The organism is Ornithinibacillus gellani (assembly GCF_003730295.1).
GTDB lineage: Bacteria > Bacillota > Bacilli > Bacillales > Amphibacillaceae > Ornithinibacillus_A > Ornithinibacillus_A gellani.
Genome location: NZ_QTSZ01000008.1, coordinates 40340 through 63094 on the forward strand (window position 1 = coordinate 40340; position 22755 = coordinate 63094).

The following is a 22755-nucleotide window of genomic DNA, read 5'->3' on the forward strand; positions in this document are numbered from 1 at the left end:
TTTATTATTATAACAGATGCACATAGACTGTAAAGGAATCATGCATCTGTTGCGCTGTTTCTATAGCCATGCGGTTAAAAGAGATTATCCATCCTCTAATACAACGTACTTGTTTCCAAAGAAGTCTTTCAGCTTTTTGATTGAGCTTTCGTCTGCGGATATATGATAGTCACGGGACAATTGAAAAGTCCTCTTCTTTTCTTGATCATAAATAATAATTGGTGCAGGACCAGGATTCATGTTAGCTATCTTGCGAATGAATGCTAATGCTTGATTACGATCCTTGTCTACTAATTTAATAAATACCCTTCTTGCTGCTTTCGACAGGGTTTCCGGGTTAAATGGTTGGATTTCGTTGATCAGCCATTGCACGCGATGATTACGAATTTCTAGACTACCTAATATGGAAACAATTTTTTCTTCTTCCAACCATGTTTTATTATTTCGATACAATTCAGGAAAAATAACCGCCTCCATTTCCTTAAATTCATCCGCCACGACAAGAAACGCCATCGGTTCACCGCGCTTTGTTCGAATGGTCTTGATATTATCAATTATAGCCACTGTTTTAACACGACGTTTACCAACCTGCTTCCCTACCTCAGAGAAAGCTATAAAACCATGATTATTTAAAGCTTTTCGATGTGATTTCAATGGGTGGCTGGACAAATAGATACCAAGTAATTCTTTTTCATCTGCTAGTTTTTTCATTTGGCTAAAATCTTCAATTTCTACATAGCTTGCTTCCAAGTCCAGATCAAACAAACTGGATTGATCTTGAAAATCACGGAATAACTCTCCCTGTTCTAACGCTGGATCCAATGAAGCAAGTAAACTGGCACGATTTGGATAGGTTTCATCAAAAGCACCTGCAGTAATTAATAATTGGATGGTTGCACGATTTATTGATTTTCCTGATACACGTAAACAAAAATCAAATAAATCCTTAAATGGCCGATCCTTTCTTGCAGCAATAATCTCTTTTACAACCTGGTTCCCAACGCCTTTTATCGCAGCTAGGCCAATTCGAATTCCTTCCTCTTCAACAGCATACTTGGAGAAGCTCTTATTAATGGAGGGCGGAAGAAGCCGGATGCCCATTTCCCGCATTTCAGCCGTATAAGCATGTATTTTATCAAGTTGGTTGGATACAGAACTCAACAATTCCGCATAAAAATACGTCGGATAATGCGCCTTTAAATAAGCCAAGGAATACGATATTTTACTATAGGCAACGGCATGGCTTTTTGGAAAACCGTAATTTGAAAATTTTACAATCCAAGCAAACAAAGATTCACCAATATGATGTTCATAGCCGTTATTCTTGCACCCTTGAATAAACGCTTCTTTTTGCGTGTCCATTAGCTCCTGATTCTTTTTACTAACTGCTCGTCGTAAAATATCTGCCTGACCCATGGAATATCCCGCAATTCGATTTGCGATTTGCATGATTTGCTCTTGATAAATTAACACGCCGTACGAATAGTTTAGTATCTGTTCCAAATCAGGATGTGGATACTGAACAGATTCCTTACCATGCTTTCGATCAATGTATGTTTGGATAAAAGCCATTGGACCTGGACGATATAAAGCATTTACTGCTACAATATCCGCAAATTCATTCGGTTTTAGTCTTATAAGCACATCTTTCATACCTTCAGACTCCAGTTGAAACACGCCGTTCGTTTTGCCTTGACGCAATAATTCAAAAGTAGCTTCATCGAATTCCGGCAGCGCACGTAAATCAATTTCTTTTCCTTCTGCCTGATAAATATGTTGGACTATTTTTTCCAATAAAGTAAGGTTTCGTAACCCAAGGAAGTCAAATTTTAGCAGCCCTAAGGATTCCAGATCATTCATTGGAAATTGAGTTAAATGCGTTTCATTGCTTCCCGCCGTTAATGGCACATGGTCCATTAATGGATCTCTGCTTATGACCACCCCTGCAGCATGTGTGGATGCATGCCGTGGCAGCCCCTCCAACTTCGCAGCAACGGAAAATAATAATTTCAACTGATCGGATTGCTGAATGTATTGCTTTAATTCTGGCGAAGCTTTAACAATTTCGGTCATATGCTTACTCGTTTGTTGTGGCATTTCTTTTAATATAAAGCGGGCATCCTGTGCGTGAATATCCATTGTTTTGATTAATTCCCGTAGGATTGAACGGGATTGAAAAGTACCAAATGTAATAATTTGGGCTACATGTTCCTGTCCATATTTGTTTCGTACGTATTCAATTACTTCATCCCGACGATAATCGGAAAAATCGATATCGATATCAGGCATTGAAACTCTTTCAGGGTTGAGGAATCGTTCAAATAAAAGCTCGTGTTGAAGCGGATCTACTTCTGTAATTCCCAACACATAGGCAACCAGCGAACTTGCTGAGGATCCCCTACCAGGACCAACCATAATATGACGTTTCTTTGCATACTTAATGAAATCCCAAACGATAAGAAAATAATCACTATAATTCATTGACTGAATAATACCAAGCTCATAATTTAATCTTGATTGAACGGCTTCTGATATTCCGCCATATTTTTGAGCAGCATTTTTTATACAGAGTTTTTCCAAATAGGTATGTCCATCTTCCCCATCAGGTAGAGGAAATTGTGGTAGTAGCTTTTCATCAAAACGAAAGCTCACCTGGCAGGATGCTTGTATTTGTTCCGTCGCTTCTAGCGCTTCCGGCCACACGGTTTCGAACTTTTCTTTCATTTCCTCTGCACTGCGTAGATGACGTTGTCTATGTTCCTGGGAAATATGTTTTCCATCCCATTGTTCCCCATGTTTCATCGCCTGTAAGGCATCAAATGCAGCCACATCTTGCTCTTTTAAGTATCGTACATCCTGTATCGCAGCCACGGGAATTGAATATACTTCTGTATATGCATGTAGTACTTCATTCAATTGTCGCTCCCAAGCATGTCCATGGTCTTGAATACCTAAATAGAAATCACCTGGAGCAAAAATGTTCTGCCATTCTGCAAGCTGTATGTGTATATCTTTAAATGATTGTTCTAATAAATCTTTACGGAAATGACTTTCACTAATGGGTAATATGCCAATTAAATCATTACAATTTTTCTTAAGCTCAGACTTGGAAATACCTTGTAAATGATTTATTTTTATGTCAGAACTCAAATGGATTAACTGTTTAAATCCTTCGTTATTTTTTGCAAGTAAAATACAATGATCAATCCGTCCGTCATCATTGATTACCTTCATAATCATACCCAGTATGGGCTTTATCTGATATTCCTTACATAATTTATAAAAAGGAATGGCCCCATATAGTACCTGTTCATCTGTTAATGCAAGTGCGTGAAACTGTTGTTGTTTTGCCTGTTCCACAAGTTTTCTAAGTGTAATCGCACTATTCATCATGCTATAGCCACTTCTTATTTGTAAATGCGTAAATCCCATACGATCCCACCTTTTACCTTCTCACTTCATTATATCTAAACTAACAAGCTTCTGCATGACTTCATACTCTTTTGTTACTTCATAAGTGCTCTTTTTAATACATAGAATGTAATGAAACAGACTGTCCACCAATCGATACTGGCTGGACAAGTTAGGGAGTGAATACCGTGGAAGAGCGATTTATTGCGACATTTATTCATTGCTTTTTTATAGCTGCCGGAGTAGTCCTTGGTGGTAGCCTTATAGGTAGTATCGGTTCCTTTATTACGGGAGATTCCCCATTGACTGCAATGAGATGGATTGGAAGAAGCCTACGAATTTGGGCGATTGTTGCAGCAATTGGGGGCACCTTTGATGCAATTGCCAATTTCGAAAAAGGGGTGCTCGATGGATCAACCTTAGATTTATTTAAACAGGCACTGCTTATTTTATCTGCAATGGGAGGCGTAAAGGCAGCTCTTCTGCTTATATCATGGTTTACACAGGAGGATGTAACCTAATGCATATACCACCATACTATAAAAAACCAACTTGGCAATATATAATCATTGGAATCTTCTTTGGAAGTTTAATTGCATATGGCGTTCTCATTTTCATGTATGGGAAAATGTATGAAGATCTATTAGCTAATAATATGAGACTACGAACAGAATTATCCGACGCAAAGAAGCAAAATACTGCCCTATTAAAGGCAAATGAGGATTTGGATGAGTTATCAAAAAAAACTGAAACCATAAAACGTATAACGCTATCTATATCAAATGCAGAAAGTCTGCGCCTTGATACCTTTATTATCTACCAGCTCGAGGAAATGATAAAAGAAGAAATTGACCATCTGATTGGTCAGGATGTGCAAACTGTTGCCGAAAGTGATGAATTAATTATTGCAGCCATTGAAAATAAAACCTATCGTATCGATGACTTTTCATATACTTTAACCATTAATCGCTTAGCAATCACAAAAGAAATAAAATTGAAAGCTATCGCAAAAATTTCAAACTAATGTGAACATTTATTGAAATTTTATAAAATCTGCTGTATTTATCCCCCATATTGCATACACTGTATGTAGAGCATTCCTATTGAAAGGGTAAAAGCCTATACCAATTCATCGAATGTCTTTGGAAAGGGGTGGATTTCATGTTTGTATTAAATGATCGAACCATTCGCGATCAAAAAATTGAACAATTGAAAAATGGCATTTCAGCATATGCTGAGTCCAAAGAGCTCATTCGTTTAATGAAACGTGATATTGTGAAATATGATTTACAGGTTCAACTTGATGAAACACCGGAGGGTTGCTGGTTTATTCCCCTGCCCACATCTAAATCAAGTTAATCGTATGACAGAAAGAGCGATGCAGATTCGTCAATCTGCATCGCTCTTATTTTTCTTGTATACAAGCATTTTCAAGTTCCTGCATGATGGCCTCATAATCCTTCCAATCATAAATGGATGCACCTGCAGCAAGCGGGTGTCCGCCACCATTATACTTAGCAGCAATGGTATTAATCACAGGACCTTTAGAGCGTAAACGAACCCGAATGAGATTTTCCTCCTCGACAAAAACCGCCCATGCCTTTACACCCTCAATATCTCCAAATACACCAACGATATGACCTGTCTCTAACGGATTTATTCCTAGCTCGTCCAACTTTGCTTTCGTCAGTTTAATCGAACTGACACCAGCAGGAGAAAGTTTAAAGTTTTGTAAAATATACCCCTTTAGCCGGGCTATCTCGGGCTTTACATTATAAATACCATCATAAATTTCTGATCGATCAAAATGATATTCTACTAAGCCTGCAGCATATTCAAATGTTTTTTTCGTTGTACTAGGGAAAAGAAATCGTCCCGTATCCCCAACAATTCCAGCATAAATTAATCTGGCAATGGTTTCATTCATCTGAAAGTATGTGTCTTTTCCATACAAATACAAATCATAAATCATCTCACTTGTTGAACTCGCATTTGTATCTACCCATTGTATATCACCATATACATCTACATTTGGATGATGGTCAATTTTTATTATTTTGGCCCCAAGCGTGTAACGTGTGTCATCAATTCGATCTGTATTCGCTGTATCACAAACAATGACAAGGGCATCCTGATATACTTGATTGTCGATATGATCCATTTGTGTTAAAAAAGATAGAGACGGATCTTCGGTGCCAACACAGAATACATTTTTGTCAGGAAATGCTTGTACAATTAATTCCTTTAACCCAGCTTGCGATCCTAATGCATCTGGATCAGGTCGAACGTGACGATGAATAATAATCGTTTGATGTTTCCGTATTTCTTCAATTATCTGTTCTTGTATCATTTCATAACTCCTCTACGTCTAAAAAATTGTTTTAATTAGCGGATATCGTTAATAGCTAAGCAAATTCTTAACTCCTTCACGCATTACATTCTGGTAAATTGGGTTCATACACGCTACAATATACAGGGAGCATTTACTATACATAAGCAGGAGTAGATTCTATGACTATCATATTTCCTATCTTAATTGTACTTTTTTTAGTATTATTCGTGTACTATAAGGTTGCAATCCTACGAACAAAGGATGGACTAGAACAAAAATATTTCAATGCAAAATCACGTATTTGTCTTGGATTGTTTGTACTTATATTTGGTATCAATCAATATTTCTTTTATGAAACAAAATTCTCCTTAATAGTTGGTATCATATTCCTTATTCTAGGTGGTATGCAGGCCAATCTTGGCTTCAAAGAAACAAAACATTACCGCAATGAGTGGAAACGATTAAACCCATAATTCGCGTCAAAAGCTGGCTTGTCGCCAGCTTTTTTCTATTTATTATCGGGGACTATTACTGCTTCACAAATGTCGTGATTTGCTGGTTACGACATTTGGTTTTGATTAAGCACGCTATCGATCGATAATTTGACCCATAATCAATCCTTTTCCAACTAGCTTCCTATCATTCCATACCTCTACATCTACCTTCGCATAAATCCTACCAGCTTCTAACAGAACGGGTTTAATTACCAGTTGACTATCAATAGGTACCGGTTTAATAAAGTAGATTGTTAAATTCTCTACGACAAAGTCGCCCTTATTTAAATACAATAACAAACGACTGCTGGCTTCCGTAATTAAAGCTGTAAAAACACCATTGGAGAGCGTACCCAACTGATTGGTCATCTGTGGAATAACTTTTGTTCGGTAGACCGTTTCTTCTCCATCTTCTACTTTCATATTACTGGCAACAATGTCATCAATTGTATCACCGATTTGTGGCTGACGCTGTATTTGCTGTAAAGCTTTAATAACGTCCTGCCGAGAAATAACACCTCGCAGGGTATTGGACTGATCTACAACTGGGACAAGCTCTATGCCCTCCCAAACCATCATATGTGCTACATAAGCCAATGAAGTTTTTTGTTGTACGACCAACGGATTCTTCGTCATAATGGAATCAATTATTGCATCTTCTCTCACACCAATAATATCTTTGGAAGTAACCATACCAACAATTCGATTATGATCATCTATTACTGGATATCTTGTATGCTTGCTATCTGCATTTAACTCATACCAAGCCCTAACATGATCATTCTTTCTTAAATAATACGTCTGTTGAAATGGTGTAAAAATATCACCAACAAAAACAATTTCTTTTTTGATCAACTGATCATAAATTGCCCGATTAATCATAGCTGCCACTGTAAACGTATCATAGCTTGTAGAAATGATTGGCAACTTTTTTTCATCTGCAAGTTGTTTAATATGATCCTCTGTGTCAAAGCCCCCAGTAATTAAAACAGCTGCACCTTCGTTTAAAGCTAACTCTTGGGCCTCCAGGCGATTCCCAACAATCAATAAAGAATCAGCTTCTGTGTAGCGCATCATTGCATCTAATTCCATTGCTCCGATTAGAAATTTATTTAGCGTTTTATGAAGCCCTTCTCTACCTCCGAGAACTTGTCCATCAATAATATTGACTACCTCAGCAAAGGTAAGGCGTTCAAAGTTCTCTTTTTTCTTACGTTCAATTCGTATCGTGCCTACTCTTTCAATCGTACTAACTAAGCCTTGGTTTTCTGCTTCTTTTATTGCACGGTAAGCTGTGCCCTCACTAACATGTAATGTACGTGCAATTTGTCGAACAGAAATTTTGCTGCCGACCTCAAGCGAAATAATATGTTGGATAATCAGTTCATGCTTTGTCGTCACAAAAATCACCGACCTTCAACTGTACTAGTTATTATTTTAAATTTTATTATACAGTTGATTTATCACGAACTCAAAGATTATATGATTCTCTTTCCTTTTCATATTCCTGTTCCATAACTGGCGGGTTCGTCATTTGTAAAAGCGTTGCCAAATTTCCACCGACGACGAGCAGGAATAAACCAATCCAGCAGCCCCAAAATATTTTTTCAATTCCTGTAGCTGCATAAGGAATGAATGGCCAAGCAAAATAAAGAAAAAATCCTGCCAATAACAAGCGTAATACCGCATAATGCCGCATAAAAATCAACCTCCTTCTTAAAAATTATATGAATAAATAGGAATTGTAGAACCCAACACAAAGCTGGAATGAAAATCCTTACATGCATCAATAAAAGGAGGCATACCACATGTATAATGGATTTCCGTAAAAATAGGAGATGATTGTGGCAATTGCGATATAAGGTACGAATGGAACTGGTTGACGACGATCTATCCTCCTTGTTAATAATAGCAGCCCACCAATTACAGCACCAAAGGTACATGCCAAAAACAAGGTCATAAGAACGAGCTTCATCCCGAGCATCCATCCAAGTAAGCCAAATAACTTCATATCTCCCGCTCCCATTCCACCATTACTAATCAAAATCATCATGCCTACTACTCCAAAGCCTGCAGCAGCACCAATGAAAGAGTCCATAAATGGCTTTTTAAGTATAATGTTATCAACCAGTATTATAAATGGTAAAAAAAATAGAAGCAGTTGATTGGGGATAACCATAAATTTCAGGTCTGATACAAGCACAATCATTAACAACGAAACGAGCAATAATGCACCTAACAATTCCCATTTGATTCCAATGTTGATATAACAAAAGGCATATAATGAACCTGTAAGTAATTCCATGAATGGATATAGTACAGAGATGTGGGTTTTACAGCAACGGCTTCTTCCCCGTTGTATAATATAGGAAAGAACTGGGAGTAACTCATAGAATTTCAAAGGGGTGTGACAGTGGCAACAGGCAGATCGTTCCCAAAGGAAGGGTTTTCTCAGGGGTAAACGGAAACCAACAACAAGAAAAAAAGAACCAAATAATAATCCATAAATAAAACTATACAAGAAATACCAATCCATCGCATCAGCTCCAATCAACATATCATAACCGACACCCGGAAACTGCAACCGGGTGTCGTTCAATACATCAACCAATCGTTATAATTCTAACGTATCACCTATTTTCATCACTTTTCCTTCACCTGTCTTCACCCGACTGGCAAAGGCTTCCGGATCCTGTTTAATAACTGGGAATGTATTGTAATGGACAGGAACAACCATTTTTGCACCAATCCAATCTGCAGCGATTAATGCATCTTCTGGTCCCATTGTGAAGTTGTCACCAATTGGAACAAATGCCAAATCAATATCATTTTGTTCGCCAATTAATTTCAAGTCAGAAAATAGTCCTGTATCACCAACATGATAAATCGTTTTTCCCTCTATTGTCAGCAAAATTCCTCCAGGCATCCCTGTGTATACAAAAGTTCCATCTGGTTCTTCATATGATGAACTATGAAATGCTTGTGTAAATTTAACCGTACCAAAATCAAAAGTATATGCTCCGCCGATATTCATTCCGTGCGTCTTTAAACCTTGTTGACCTAAATAAACGGCTAGCTCATTTAATGCAATCACAAGCGAATGATTACGTTTCGCAATTTCCACCGTATCCCCAACGTGATCATTATGACCATGCGTTAATAAAATAACATCCGCTTTGACAGACGCCGGGTCCAAGTCACATGCTTCATTTCCTGATAAGAACGGATCAATGAGCAGATTCATTTGATTTGTTTCAATTGCTACAACAGAATGTCCATGGTAAGAAACCTTCAAGAATCTTCATTCCTTTCATTTGTTGATTATCCAACCAATTGATGAGTCAGTTGGGAGCACTTTATTCCTCCATCTAAAAAAGTGCATATTACAATGTTCGACACGAACGATTATATTCCTCTTTTTTAAAATGAAATGCTATAACATAAGGAAGTATAAAGTGAAACTTCAATCTGTGGGGCGGTTTCGCTCTTCCCCCACTGATTGTTAGTTGAACCAATCAGGCCTTTACTGGCTGTTGATACCCCACTTACAATTCTATTTATCAAGAAAAACTCTTGATGTGGGGATCTTACAGCCAGTTAATCTGTGATAAAGTGAAACTTCAATCTGTGGGAGTTTTTCGCTCTTCCCCCACCGATTGTTAGTTGAACCAATCAGGTCTTTACTGGCTGTTGATACCCCACTTACAATTCTCCTTTTCAACAAAAATTCTTGATGTGGGGATCTTACAGCCAGTTAATCTGTGATAAAGTGAAACTTCAATCAGTGGGGTTTTTCGCACTTCTCCCACTGATTGTTAGTTGAACCAATCAGGCCTTTACTGGCTGTTGATACCCCACTTACAATTCTCCTTTTCAACAAAAATTCTTGATGTGGGGATCTTACAGCCAGTTAATCTGTGATAAAGTGAAACTTCAATCAGTGGGGTTTTTCGCACTTCTCCCACTGATTGTTAGTTGAACCAATCAGGCCTTTACTGGCTGTTGATACCCCACTTACAATTCTCCTTTTCAACAAAAATTCTTGATGTGGGGATCTTACAGCCAGTTAATCTGTGAGAAATGAACATGCTTTTTCACGTCAGTGTATTTTATTAATATGCTCTAACTTACTCCATTTCAGCTTTCAGGATAACCTGGTTTTTTCATGCAAATTTCCAGGTTTTCTATCATCCTTGAAACAAGCGATTTGCGGATTATATGTTCATTATAAATTTAAAAAAGACATCCTACACCAGCGCTCCAACTACATGATAGAAAGTGGTGGAAGCGCAGCATAGGAATGCCCTATTTGCATGGTTTATTCTTTACCCATTTTTTTCTTTAATGCAACAATTTCATCATCGACATCCGTATCTAATTTAGCAATTTCATCATCTAGGGAACGACTTGCCTCTGATAATTCTTCACTTGTATCTGCCTCTGCTTCAAAACGAAGCACTTTTTCTTCCATTCGCTCAAAGCCTTGTTTCGAATCATCACTACCAATGGAAGACATCGCACGGTTAATTTTAGTGCGTGTTTTAGCTGTTTCAGCACGAGCTTTTAGGGAATCTTTTTTCAGCTGCATTTGCTGGTATTCCTTTTTCATTTCAGATAGCTTATTCTTTAATGTTTCAGAATCCTTGGTTGCTTCCTCCCATGACTCCTTTAACATCAATGCTTGTTTTTCATAATCCTTCTTTTCCTGTAATGCACGTCTGGCTAAATCATCATTGCCGGCATCAATTGCTTTTTCTGCCTGGCTTTGTCTTTTATCAACCATTGCCTGTGCATCATCCGCTTTTCGCTTCAACATCTTTTCACTAGCAATCTGTTTTGCGACAGCTGCTTCTGCATCCCGGATATCTTCTCCCATATTACGCATAAATTGTTCCAGCATATGAACTGGATCTTCTGCCTTATCCAACATGGCATTTAATTCGGAGCTGACTATTGTTTTTACTCGTTTAAAAAGTTGAAACATCTGTTTAGCCTCCTTATAACTGCTTTTATTTATTTTCTATTCTACTGTAGTACGAATGTCCTTCCCCTAAGGTTTCATATGGACTGAAAAATACTTTTTTTATTTTCGCCTGTAAACAAGAGTCCAATCTCCATTCTCCAAAATAGCCATTTTTCATAAACGAATATAAAATTGCAACTTCATACACGAAATCTACATAAACTATTGAACGTTTTGTGAAGTGTTTCTCAAACATGTGCATTTCTGTTTTTCAGGTATTAATATAGAAAGATATTTGAACCACTTTGTAGTTTTTTAACCCAAATACAGATATTTAAAACAGAAAGGGGAATTTACATGAAAGCAAAATGGGCCTTTTTAACATTAGTTTTCACTATTTTCACAGTGCTAACAGGTTGTGAGCCTTTACTTGTTTTGGATCCAAAAGGACCACAGGCAGAAACAACTTCTAATGTTATCTGGATATCCATCATTTCTATGTCATTTATTGTGATTACTGTCCTCGTGCTGCTTGTTATTATTCTTTCCAAGTATCGCGCATCCAAACAGCCGGCGGATTATGAGCCACCTCATATCGAAGGTCATCCTGTAGTCGAAGGTACAATTATCGGTATACCTATATTAATCGTCATTTTCCTCTCGGTTGTATCCGTTATATCGTCCTATCAAGTTGAATCTACACCAGCAGGTTATGAAGACGAAGAGCCACTTGTCATTTATGCCTCCTCATCAAACTGGAAATGGCATTTCAGTTATCCGGAGCAGGACATTGAAACAGTTAACTATGTATTTTTCCCTGCAAATCGTTCCATACAATTTAAACTGTATTCTTATGGACCGATAACTAGTTTTTGGATTCCACAACTTGCAGGTCAAAAATACGCAATGGGAGATATGGTTACGAAAATTAATTTAGCAGCTGATGCTCCTGGAGAATTTATGGGTAGAAACGCAAACTTTAGTGGTGAAGGTTTTGCAGAGAACACATTTAATGCTACCGCATTGTCACAGGAAGACTTTGATAAATGGGTAGAAGATATTAAAAAAACAGAAGATCCTATCACTGAAGAAAAATTTAATGAATTGTTACAACCAGGACACCTTGGTCAATTATCGTTCACAGGTACACATTTAGATTTCTCGCCTGCACCTGAAGGAGAACATGCTGGCCATCAGCATGGCGATTCTAGTGATAAAAACCATAGTGAACACGAACAAAATAATAAAGACAAATCATCTAAGTAAAATCGATATTTATTAATAGATAAAGACAAGACCACTTACTTTTATTTTGCACGTAAGCTACTCGAAAGGAGTAATAAAACATGGAATTTTTTGAGAGATTCGCCCTTCCCCATCCAGATCCAATGATATATGCATCCATGGTTGCAATCGTTGTTGTTTCCATCGCTATTGTTGCTGGTCTAACCTATTTTAAAAAATGGGGTTATTTATGGAATGAATGGTTGACTACTACAGACCATAAACGAATCGGGATCATGTATTTAATTTCAGCTTTGTTAATGTTATTCCGTGGGGGAGCAGACGCAGTGATGATGCGTATACAGCTTTCCAGTCCGGAAATGGAGTTTTTGAACGCCCAACATTATAATGAAGTGTTTACGACTCACGGAGTTGTTATGATCTTCTTTATGGCAATGCCGTTTGTTATTGGTTTAATGAACTATATTGTGCCACTGCAAATTGGAGCAAGAGATGTTGCTTTTCCAAGACTAAATGCACTTAGTTTTTGGATGTTCTTCGCCGGCGCGATGTTATTTAACATTTCATTTGTCGTTGGTGGCTCACCAGATGCTGGGTGGACGAATTATTTCCCACTTGCAGGTAATGAGTTCAGCCCTACTGTCGGAGTGAACTATTATATGTGGGCATTACAAATATCTGGACTTGGTACATTGATGACAGGGATTAACTTCCTTGTGACCATTTTTAAAATGAGAGCTCCTGGCATGAAGCTAATGAAGATGCCGATGTTTACTTGGTCAGCTCTTATCACAAACGTTATTATTATCTTTGCCTTCCCTGTTTTGACGGTTGCACTATTAATGGGTACACTTGACCGCCAATTCGGTACTGCTTTATTTACGACTGGGAGTGGCGGAATGGATATGTACTGGGCTAACCTATTTTGGGTATGGGGACACCCGGAGGTTTACATCTTAATTCTGCCTGCTTTCGGAATTTATAGTGAGATTATTTCAACCTTCTCACAGCGTAATTTATACGGATATAAATCTATGGTAGGCTCGATGGTATTAATTTCGCTTCTCTCCTTCTTCGTATGGGTACACCATTTCTTTACGATGGGACAGGGCGCATTAACCAACAGTATTTTTTCTATTACAACGATGGCAATTGCCATTCCAACCGGGATTAAAATATTTAACTGGCTGTTAACGATGTGGAAAGGAAAGATTAGGTTTACCGTACCAATGCTTTATTCCGTAGCATTTATTCCACTATTTACAGTTGGTGGTGTTACTGGTGTGATGCTTGCAATGGCAAGTGCAGACTATCAGTACCATAATACAATGTTCTTGGTCGCACACTTCCACAATACGATTATTCCTGGTGTTGTTTATGCGATGCTCGCGGGACTCACATATTGGTGGCCAAAAATGTTTGGCTTTAAATTAAATGAAAGAATTGGGAAATGGGCATTCTGGTTTAACGTAATTGGTTTCGTCTTGGCTTTCTTCCCAATGTATCTCACTGGATTAGATGGGCAAGCTCGTCGGATGTACACATATTCCGAGTCAACTGGTTTCGGCCCAATGAATATGATTGCCTTTGTTGGCGCAGGTCTATTTGCAATTGCCTTTATTCTAATTGCCTATAACGTGTTCTATAGTTTCAAGCATTCACCTAGAAATATTGGCGACGATCCATGGAATGGCCGGTCACTTGAATGGGCAACACATAATCCAGTACCAGCATACAATTTCGCAATTGAACCTGAAGTGGAATCAAGCCAAGCGTTCTGGGATCATAAACAGAAGAAACACAACCTATTTAAAGGTAAAATAAGTAAAATACACATGCCGAATAATAGTGGCATTCCGATTATTATGGCCGGTATTCTGTTTGTTTTCGGATTTTCATTTGTCTTTAGCATTTGGCCAGCAGTTATCATTGCGGCAGTTGCGTTCTTCGCTTGTATGATATACAGCTCGTTTGAAAATGATCAGGGACGTTATATTTCAGAACAAGAAATAAAAGAAACGGAAGCAAAATTTGGAGGTGATTCGAAGTGAATATCGATCAAACAAAGCCTCTCGAATATGGAACACATAAAAATGAAATGAATATATTAGGCTTTTGGATTTTCCTTGGTGCAGAGATTATGCTATTCGCAACCTTATTCACCTCCTATTTTATTTATGAAAATCGGATTGGTAGTGGACCAAGCGGTGCAGAAATCTTCGAAATAACACCTGTACTAATTGAAACCATTGTACTGTTAACAAGTAGCTTTACAATAGGACTTGCAATTAATGCGATGCGTTTGAACCGAACGAAAGCAACACTTTGGTTCCTAGCTATTACATTAGTTCTTGGTGCAACCTTCTTAAGTGTGGAGATCTATGAGTTTATTCACTACTACCATATTGGCGTAACACTGCAAACAAGCGGTTTTACTGGTATTTTGTTAACGACACTTGGAACACATGGTGCGCATGTTACCTTTGGATTGTTCTGGGGAATTGCCATCTTCCTGCAAATTAAAAAACGTGGTTTAACATTAGAAACTGCCAATAAATCTTTTATTTATTCCTTGTACTGGCATTTTCTCGATGTGATGTGGATATTCATTTTCAGCTTTATCTACTTGAAAGGAATGATGTAACATGAAGGAACTATTTCCAATAAAGCAAGTCAATGGCTTTATTTTCTCGTTGCTGCTTACCGTTATAGCACTAAGCGTCTACTTCATGGATATGTCGTTTAAAGTAGGCATGACCATATTGCTCATCACTGCTTTTATTCAGGCAATCGTGCAATTTGTGTTATTTATGCATGCAGGCGAGAGTGAAGATAAGCGAACCATTTTTACCACCTTATATTATAGTGCTCTCATTGCACTAGTAACGATATTTGGATCATTACTTACCATGGTTTGGGATATGATGTAAGATGTTCAATTAAAATATGCTGCTTTTAATATAAAAGCGAGTGACCATTTGGCCACTCGCTTTTTTCATATTTTCATTCATGAAGATATGCTTCTATTCCCTTTTCCGATCATTTCTTCCGTTGCTGCAAGGAAAATCCCCATAATCCAAATAAATGTAGCACTCATAATTGCCCCTACACCTATACCAACTAATGCTTGGTAATCGCTTACGTAAATCCCATAAGAAAATATACCGATACCCAATAGTACCAATGTGCCACAAATATATTTAATAAATTGTAATAAGGTTGCATGTGATTTCATTTGAAACGACCTCCCTACATATATTATTTACCTCGTTCACACTTTTGTCAAACATTTTTTTCTAATTTGTGACACTTATAAAAAATAGATTGACAGATGGATTTAGTGTCAATTACGATTTGGCTACTGTAGGTGATAGATGCGAAAGCAGGATAGAGTTGAAAACATTTTACAGTTCCCATCCCTACCCTGCTTCATATGCAATAATATATTATTCTTTTATATTTACAATCCTAACAAGGTGGAAATCAGCCATCCAGATCCATAAAATATCATGAACTGCACGCCTACCCCAACCCCTAGAAAACGATTGAGCAAACCGCCTACCATCGCCATCGAAAAAGTAACAACAATTCCAACTAATCCACCTTTATAAAATGCTAGTAAGCTAACAATGCCGATAAACATACCAATAATTGCTTCTTGATTGATATATTTTAATATAATGACAGTAGCTTTGCGTGCATAATTCATTGAAAACGGATATGCAATTACCGCTGCAATAATTAATCCAATCAATCCATAAATTAGGAAATCTACTGGTGATAGCATCGTATGTAGATTATGGACAGGCTCTGTTGTAAAAATAGGTGGCGCATTAAACAAGGCCTGTGCTGGACCGATTGCCACTGGACTAAGAGGAATTCCGAAAGCAATTAAAGGAATTAACGTTTCCGCTACATAAGTTGACTCTGTTACAGCATTCATCGTAGATAAACTGGTTGTAGCTTTTTTATATTGGCCTTTTACTCTGGAACCGACCATTTCGCCCATTAAAGATGTCATTCCAACTGGGCTGAGTGCAAAGGTCAACGAAGAAATAAACGACGTGCCACCTACTGATGCTGTCTGTTTTTTCGTCAGCACCTTAAATGGATTAGGAAAATAACCAGACCATGACTTCTGCTCTGGGGCAAGTTTATATTCGTTCGGTTTATTCCTCGCAATCATCGGTCTAGCGCTATCAGATGTTGCTATTAAGATAGCCGTAAGCATTGGTCCAATAGCAATTCCTAAAAAGAAGCTGATCGATAAACTATTACCTAAAATGGTTGTACTTACTAGGTTAAGTCCTTGAATGACCATAGCCAATGGTACAATTAATAGAATGCTTGCCCAGCGACCTTTTGAGAAATAACCAATCAATACAGCAGCAGCTGTGAATATAATCCCTGCATTCTCTTGAAAAAATTCTCCAAACTGGCTTAAGAAAACAGCAAATAACAGGGAAATCGGCAGTGCGATAAAGGCACCAATAATTCCGCCCGAAATCATTTTCCGAAGTGCAATATGCGGCAAGCCAATTCGTCTCATAAAGTTAGCATGATCAAGCATTGGAGCAGCTGTTGTATCACCGGGTACTCCCATTAATGCTGTCGGTATCGCGTGGGTTAAATGCTTGGCTAATATAGCCGACATAAAAAATGCGAAAACAGCTTCAGGTGGCGCACCAAGTAAAACAACAATTAATGTCGATGGTACGAGAATGGCAGTCTCATCTGAACCAGAGACAAGCCCAATTAATGTAAAGATGATTCCTGCCAATACTGCCAGGAGAATCGCAATGACGGTAACACTCATTTTTGCTTATCCTCCTCTTCTTTCATAAACATATTGTAAATTCCCTGTTCCTTCATCTCTTGCGCAATTACTGGGTCATCCAATATCGATTGCCGTTCTTCCTCTATATCGAAATGAAGTTGTTTATACACATTTTCCAGTTCATCACTTGTATTTGGAACTTCATTTAAGGTTCGCTTTGGCTTAAATAGCAGCGTATTTATAAATAAAGCAATTAAGCTGCCCGCTATCCCTAATAATAAAGCATAGGATTTCACCATTTCCGCTGGCGCGATTGAAGGGAAAACTTGTTTACCAATAAAATATCCGATTAAACTAAAAGACACACTTATCGTAATCGTCATGATTAAATGCTTACCATAAACCGTGTCACCTATTACTTCCACATAAGTCCTATTTTTGTCATGATCTATCTTTTCTTCTGTCATGTTGCATCCGTACCTCCTTCAAACTGTTTGGGGTTTGTCCCAATTGCCCTTTCTGTGTTAGACTTAATAATGGTTTTTCATGAAATATAAGCATTGTCTTCTTTTTCAAGCTAATTATTCAACAAGGTTGAATATTGAGAAACTTTGTTGAATTGTATATTTTTAGACTTTATTGCGGACATTATCGATTATAAACATTTTGCTTGGTGAAATGCTAGTCCTAACATGAATAAAAATAAATTATGAATATTAAAAAAGTGGGACAATCAGGGTTTAGCCCTGTGTCCCACTTTTATTGGTTCATCTTGATGTCCTTGTATTTTTCCTAAAAAGTATGCTAGTTGTCTCTCTGTTCGCTGTCGCAAGTTTTCGTTTACTATCAATTTATCCGCTGTTTTATCTATATCACTATCCTGGAAGTATAGTCCTTTCAAATTATGTCCTTTTACAGTAGCTATTAATGGTTTTAAAGCATATTCCAATGCAAGTAAATGTGATGTGCTTCCACCTGTCATGACTGGTAAGACATAGGTATCTTTTAAAATATCTGGTGGCAATAGATCAAATAGTGCTTTTAGCACACCAGAATAGGAAGCTTTATATACTGGTGATCCAATAATAACACCATCCGCTGCTTCTAATTCTGTTGCAATTGCTTTTATTTTATCATGGTTAAAGTTGGCAGAAAGTAATACTTCTGCCTCCACGTCTTTAACAGATAAGTGTTTTACGGCAAATCCTTGTTGTTCAGCCCTTCTTCCCAAATAGTAAAGCATTTGTTCCGTTCTTGATAAAGCGGAAGGACTTCCCGAAAAAATCACAATGTACTTCATTGCTTTCCCCCTTTCCAGCTTATTTAGTTGTTCAATACTACGGCTAATGCCTTTTCAACATATTCAATGCCCACTTCAGTAACTGCTTTATACACATTATTTTGACCTATCTCAACGACTGGAACATGCCGGATGCCATATTTTATTGCTAATATATCCCTTCGATCATCATGATGCGTTACATCAATGATTTGATACGATAAGCCCTTTTCTTCTAGATATGATCTAATTTCATCACAGTAGCTGCAACCTACTTTTGACCAGACGATTATTTCCTGTTTACTTTCCAACCTTATCCCTCGCTTCATTATATTTCTCTTTTAAAACTGTTCAATTCAAAGAGAAGGCTTTGTTTTTTTCTGGTAACGATTTTCTTTAAATGAAAGCCCTAAGTTACCACGCAATGTGCCTTTTTGGTAGCTTGGATCAACATAACCCTTTTCTATTAAGATTGGTATCACATGTTGGAGGAAGTCATCGTATTGTTGACCTAAAACATGCATACTAATCACAAATCCATCGGCCGCTTCTTTATCTATCCATTCCATCATTTTGTCTGCAACTTGTTCATACGTACCAAAAAATTCACTTTTTGGTGTTGCCACACGTAAAGCAACTTCTCTAAGCGTTAAACCTTCCTCTCTTGCCAGCCGTTTAATTTCATCCGTAGTCGACTGAAAGCTGTTCCTGCCAACTTCCCCTATATCGGGAAATGGTTCATCAAGTGGAAATGGTGTAAAATCAAAATGATCAAAGTAACGTCCTAAATAATGTAATGCTTCCTTTATATGAATCAAATGTTTTATTTCTTGATATGTTGCTTGAGCTTCTTCTTCTGTTGCCCCAATTATTGGAGATAATGCAGGCAATATTACTATTTCTTCTCTGCTCCTGCCATGTTTAGCAGCTTGGGTCTTTACGGAGCGGTAATATTCTTGAGCCTCTGCTAAAGTCGTTTTATTAGTGAAAATTGCTTCCCCGTGTTTGGCAGCAAAACGGATTCCTGTCTTAGATGCACCTGCCTGAAAAATAACGGGCTGGCCTTGAATGGAACGTGCAATATTTAACGGCCCTTGTACATTAAAAAACTCTCCCCGATGATTTAAACGATGCATTTTATCAACAGAAAAAAACTCCCCTGTTTCACGATTTCGGACAAATGCATCATCCTCCCAGGAATCCCATAATCCTTTTGCTACCTCTACATATTCGTCCGCCATTTGATATCGTAAGGCATGTGCTGGATGATTCCCTTTATTAAAGTTTGCCGCACTTCCTTCAAGTGGAGATGTGACGACATTCCAGCCCGCACGCCCATTTGATATATGATCTAATGAAGCGAATTGACGTGCAATATTAAAAGGCTCACTATAGGTGGTGGATACAGTTCCGACCAATCCTATCTTTTGGGACACAGTTGCAAGTGCTGATAACAATGTGATTGGTTCAAAACGATTTAAAAAGTGGGGAATCGATTGCTCGTTAATATGAAGTCCATCTGCAATAAACACAAAATCCAGTCCCGCCTGTTCAGCTTTTTGGGTTATATTGATATAATGGCCTAGATTAATACTGCCATCTGCAGGCACATCTTCTGATTTCCAGGAATTCATATGACCGCCTGGCCCTTGAATGAGAATGCCCAGCTTCATTTTCTTTGACATTTTTTCACTTCCTTTTCTGTATTATTCTTCATCCTCCAGTAAATCCACCCCGAAATACTCCATAGAAATCTCTGAGAACCTCCCGTTTTTTTTCAAAGCTTTTGCTGCCTGATTGAGATCTGAGATTAAAACATCATTTTCTTTTGTTTTTTTAAATGGCATTGCCACCGGCTGGCTGCCAAATGGTTCTGCAACAATGCGTAAAGGAAGACCTTTCTTGCTAATTTGTGCCATGATCTGCTCTCTGCCAAATACAAATCCTTCCACTTTACCTGATGCTACGTCCGTGTAGACGACATCACTCGATTCATACGTTATAAGCTCGTATTCTACATCTGGATAATGTTCCTTTAATACATTTTCAAAATTTGTGCCCATGATGCTAGCGATTTGTTTTCCATTTGTATCTTCAATTGTTTTTAGCGTCGTGTTATTTTCTGCCGTAGCTATCACCGCTTTAGAACTGTAGTAAGGATCTGTAAATTGATAATCCTTTCCTCTTTCAGCAGTTGCAGCAAAATTGGAAGCTGTATCTATTTTTCCAGATTGTAAATTTGCTAACACGCCATTCCAATCCGTTAGCACCCATTCTATTTCATAACCTGCTTCCTTAATAATCGCTTTAATGATATCTGCACTAAATCCTTTCATTTCACCGTCTTCCTTATAAGACGTGGGAAAACCATCTGGTGTTGCTCCTACTCTGATAATCTTCTTCCCGGAAGCACCAGCAACATCTTTATCCTTTCCATTCTCACCACAACCAGCAGCAAAGCCTAACAATAATACAATGAGAAATAACAACAGCTTTTTCATTTTTTTCCTCCTTATTTTTCAAAACCCTACGTAACATAGGCTTTACTTATTCGTTGTTCATACCATCCTTGCAGTTGACTATATAAAAAAGTGATGACCCAATAAATTAATCCCACCGCTAGATAGGCTTCAAAAAAGCGCAAATTTGCAGATGCCATCATCTTCCCTTGTGCCAACAATTCCGTAACACCAATCGTAAAAGCTAGGGAAGAATTTTTGATTAAACCGATAAACATATTTCCTGTTGCTGGCAGTGCGTTTCGAACTGCTTGCGGTAAAACAATTCCTCTCATTGCTTGGGCATAACTCATACCGACAGATGTGGCTGCTTCTGCCTGACCCTTATCCACAGACTCCAATCCTGCCCGAAATATTTCAGCTAAATAGGATGAGGTATTTAGGCTAAAAGCAATAATTGCCGCTACTCCTGCCCCGACTTCATTCAATACTGGAAAGATTTGTGGAAGCCCAAAATAAATCATTAACAGTTGTACAAGCACCGGTGTCCCTCTAAAAAATGAAATGTATACTTTTGCTAATGAAAGTAAGACAGGTACTTTATTTACTAGAATGATAGATAGCATAACGCCAATTATGATCGCAATCCCCATCGAAACAACTGTTAAATATAAAGTGATAGGCACATAATGTAGTAATTCCGGGATAATTTGCAGTACGTAACGAAAATCAATATCCAAGGAAATTCCTCCTCTCTTAATAGGTAATCAGTTTCTGACCTTACCCTTTTTGGTTAGCTTACTTAATAACGCAAAAGATTGAAGACGCTTTGCTTCATTTCGTATTGGTGTGTGAATGATAAATTCATCTATTTGGTGGGTAGCTGCTAAATAATCGATCTTCGTTTTCACAGATTCTAAGCTGCCCGCAATCATCTCAACTGTCTGTTCCTCGACTTTAAAGGATTCATTTGTCTGGTCACGATATATTTCGATTTGTTTTACAGACTGGACCGATATCGAACGCCCACTTTCGGTATGGATTTTATATATTTTATAATCTGCCGCTTCCTGTTCAGCTTCTTCCTGCGTTGGAGCTGCAAAAACTGCTATTGCAATCATAAACTTGCCCGCTGGATAAATCACTCGATATTCCTGCAACGTTTTCTGAAGATGATCCTTTTGACTGTTTAAGAAATATGCATAGACGAAATTCGTTTTCTGTTCTGCTGCAAGCCGTGCGCTATTTGGACTGGCACCCAATAAAAATACTGGAAGTTCTTCCTTTGGTCTTGGTAATGCTTTTGCCCCGTATAATGGATGGTGTTCCGGCAATGTATCCAGTATCAGCTGATTGAGTACTGCAAATCGCTCAGCAAATTCAATATCACTGCCGACCCCATAACGTAATGCTCTTGTTGAATAGGAAAAACCACCTGGCGCTTTTCCTATTCCAAGTTCAACTCTCCCAGGTGAAAGTAATGTTAGCTGTTGAAAATCTTCTGTTACCTTGTATGGACTATAATGCTGAAGCATCACACCACCAGAGCCAAGCTTAATGGTGGTGGTTTTTGCTAATAAATGAGAGATTAGTACTTCTGGTGATGTACCAGCAAGATTCTGGGATTGATGATGTTCTGCCACCCAAAAACGTTCATAACCCCACTGCTCCGCTTTTTGTGCCAAATGAATGGTACTTTGCAAAGCATCTTCTGCCGACTTTCCTGCAAATATTGGACTTTGATCCAATATTCCTAATTGGTATCCCACAATCATTCCCTCCTTATTTACATGCT

Annotated in this window: 24 protein-coding genes and 1 pseudogene; 8 read left to right on the forward strand and 17 right to left on the reverse strand. The window is 38.0% G+C overall.

The window, feature by feature from the left end:
• Positions 1-84 precede the first annotated feature (84 nt).
• Entirely contained in the window at positions 85-3432 is a 3348-nt protein-coding gene (dnaE, locus tag DX933_RS02180; protein WP_123314841.1) for a DNA polymerase III subunit alpha, read from the reverse strand.
• A gap of 167 nt (positions 3433-3599) precedes the next feature.
• Here dnaE and DX933_RS02185 point away from each other — a divergent pair, with 167 nt between their 5' ends.
• From DX933_RS02185 to DX933_RS02195, 3 genes are all read left to right on the forward strand, one after another.
• Entirely contained in the window at positions 3600-3932 is a 333-nt protein-coding gene (locus DX933_RS02185; RefSeq protein WP_123314842.1) for a YtrH family sporulation protein, read from the forward strand.
• Positions 3932-4435 carry a sporulation membrane protein YtrI gene (gene ytrI, locus DX933_RS02190; protein ID WP_123314843.1) on the forward strand — a complete coding sequence of 168 codons (504 nt, stop codon included), beginning with the start codon at positions 3932-3934 and terminating at the stop codon, positions 4433-4435. The genes DX933_RS02185 and ytrI overlap by 1 nt, the downstream gene beginning before the upstream one ends.
• A gap of 137 nt (positions 4436-4572) precedes the next feature.
• Positions 4573-4770 carry a hypothetical protein gene (locus tag DX933_RS02195; RefSeq protein ID WP_123314844.1) on the forward strand — a complete coding sequence of 66 codons (198 nt, stop codon included), beginning with the start codon at positions 4573-4575 and terminating at the stop codon, positions 4768-4770.
• A gap of 46 nt (positions 4771-4816) precedes the next feature.
• Here DX933_RS02195 and DX933_RS02200 read toward each other — a convergent pair whose 3' ends face one another.
• Positions 4817-5761 (reverse strand): DHH family phosphoesterase, encoded by a 945-nt coding sequence (locus tag DX933_RS02200; RefSeq protein ID WP_123314845.1) that lies wholly within the window; start codon positions 5759-5761, stop codon positions 4817-4819.
• A gap of 161 nt (positions 5762-5922) precedes the next feature.
• Between DX933_RS02200 and DX933_RS02205 the strand changes: the two genes are divergently transcribed.
• Entirely contained in the window at positions 5923-6216 is a 294-nt protein-coding gene (locus tag DX933_RS02205; protein WP_123314846.1) for a YtpI family protein, read from the forward strand.
• Positions 6217-6330: 114 nt separating this feature from the next.
• On the opposite strand, the gene DX933_RS02210 is transcribed toward DX933_RS02205, so the two are convergent.
• The 6 genes and pseudogenes from DX933_RS02210 to DX933_RS02230 form a co-directional block, all read right to left on the reverse strand.
• Entirely contained in the window at positions 6331-7638 is a 1308-nt protein-coding gene (locus DX933_RS02210; RefSeq protein ID WP_123314847.1) for a DRTGG domain-containing protein, read from the reverse strand.
• A gap of 70 nt (positions 7639-7708) precedes the next feature.
• Positions 7709-7936, reverse strand: coding sequence for a hypothetical protein (locus DX933_RS02215; protein ID WP_123314848.1), 228 nt, complete (start codon positions 7934-7936; stop codon positions 7709-7711).
• 87 nt (positions 7937-8023) lie between these two features.
• Positions 8024-8479 (reverse strand): prepilin peptidase, encoded by a 456-nt coding sequence (locus tag DX933_RS18550; protein WP_223805848.1) that lies wholly within the window; start codon positions 8477-8479, stop codon positions 8024-8026.
• Positions 8480-8509: 30 nt separating this feature from the next.
• Positions 8510-8794, reverse strand: a pseudogene (locus tag DX933_RS18555) (prepilin peptidase); the annotation flags it as partial.
• A gap of 57 nt (positions 8795-8851) precedes the next feature.
• Entirely contained in the window at positions 8852-9532 is a 681-nt protein-coding gene (locus DX933_RS02225) for a metal-dependent hydrolase (RefSeq protein ID WP_123314849.1), read from the reverse strand.
• A gap of 1023 nt (positions 9533-10555) precedes the next feature.
• Entirely contained in the window at positions 10556-11221 is a 666-nt protein-coding gene (locus DX933_RS02230) for a PspA/IM30 family protein (RefSeq protein ID WP_123314850.1), read from the reverse strand.
• Between the two features lie 336 nt (positions 11222-11557).
• Here DX933_RS02230 and qoxA point away from each other — a divergent pair, with 336 nt between their 5' ends.
• The 4 genes from qoxA to qoxD all read left to right on the forward strand — a co-directional run bounded on the left by qoxA (position 11558) and on the right by qoxD (position 15375).
• The gene (qoxA, locus tag DX933_RS02235; protein WP_123314851.1) at positions 11558-12466 is read left to right on the forward strand and encodes a cytochrome aa3 quinol oxidase subunit II; all 909 of its coding nucleotides are present in this window, start codon (positions 11558-11560) and stop codon (positions 12464-12466) included.
• Positions 12467-12546: 80 nt separating this feature from the next.
• Positions 12547-14496 (forward strand): cytochrome aa3 quinol oxidase subunit I, encoded by a 1950-nt coding sequence (gene qoxB, locus DX933_RS02240; protein WP_123314852.1) that lies wholly within the window; start codon positions 12547-12549, stop codon positions 14494-14496.
• Between the two features lie 47 nt (positions 14497-14543).
• The gene (locus DX933_RS02245) at positions 14544-15089 is read left to right on the forward strand and encodes a cytochrome c oxidase subunit 3 (protein WP_397315708.1); all 546 of its coding nucleotides are present in this window, start codon (positions 14544-14546) and stop codon (positions 15087-15089) included.
• 1 nt (position 15090) lies between these two features.
• Positions 15091-15375, forward strand: coding sequence for a cytochrome aa3 quinol oxidase subunit IV (qoxD, locus tag DX933_RS02250; RefSeq protein ID WP_123314854.1), 285 nt, complete (start codon positions 15091-15093; stop codon positions 15373-15375).
• A gap of 77 nt (positions 15376-15452) precedes the next feature.
• On the opposite strand, the gene DX933_RS02255 is transcribed toward qoxD, so the two are convergent.
• The 9 genes from DX933_RS02255 to DX933_RS02295 form a co-directional block, all read right to left on the reverse strand.
• On the reverse strand, positions 15453-15680 hold the full coding sequence (locus tag DX933_RS02255; protein ID WP_123314855.1) for a hypothetical protein: 228 nt from the start codon (positions 15678-15680) through the stop codon (positions 15453-15455).
• A gap of 225 nt (positions 15681-15905) precedes the next feature.
• A complete protein-coding gene (locus tag DX933_RS02260; protein ID WP_123314856.1) occupies positions 15906-17261 on the reverse strand; it encodes a tripartite tricarboxylate transporter permease in 1356 nt (451 codons plus the stop codon).
• Positions 17258-17689 carry a hypothetical protein gene (locus DX933_RS02265; RefSeq protein WP_123314857.1) on the reverse strand — a complete coding sequence of 144 codons (432 nt, stop codon included), beginning with the start codon at positions 17687-17689 and terminating at the stop codon, positions 17258-17260. The genes DX933_RS02260 and DX933_RS02265 overlap by 4 nt, the downstream gene beginning before the upstream one ends.
• Before the next feature lie 266 nt (positions 17690-17955).
• Positions 17956-18522 (reverse strand): NADPH-dependent FMN reductase, encoded by a 567-nt coding sequence (gene ssuE, locus DX933_RS02270; RefSeq protein ID WP_123314858.1) that lies wholly within the window; start codon positions 18520-18522, stop codon positions 17956-17958.
• Between the two features lie 23 nt (positions 18523-18545).
• Positions 18546-18830, reverse strand: coding sequence for a glutaredoxin family protein (locus tag DX933_RS02275; RefSeq protein ID WP_123314859.1), 285 nt, complete (start codon positions 18828-18830; stop codon positions 18546-18548).
• 27 nt (positions 18831-18857) lie between these two features.
• Positions 18858-20186, reverse strand: coding sequence for an LLM class flavin-dependent oxidoreductase (locus DX933_RS02280; RefSeq protein WP_123314860.1), 1329 nt, complete (start codon positions 20184-20186; stop codon positions 18858-18860).
• Between the two features lie 21 nt (positions 20187-20207).
• Positions 20208-21002 carry a transporter substrate-binding domain-containing protein gene (locus DX933_RS02285; protein WP_123314861.1) on the reverse strand — a complete coding sequence of 265 codons (795 nt, stop codon included), beginning with the start codon at positions 21000-21002 and terminating at the stop codon, positions 20208-20210.
• Between the two features lie 26 nt (positions 21003-21028).
• A complete protein-coding gene (locus DX933_RS02290) occupies positions 21029-21700 on the reverse strand; it encodes an amino acid ABC transporter permease (protein WP_123314862.1) in 672 nt (223 codons plus the stop codon).
• Positions 21701-21727: 27 nt separating this feature from the next.
• A complete protein-coding gene (locus DX933_RS02295; protein WP_317843068.1) occupies positions 21728-22735 on the reverse strand; it encodes an MsnO8 family LLM class oxidoreductase in 1008 nt (335 codons plus the stop codon).
• Positions 22736-22755 lie beyond the last annotated feature (20 nt).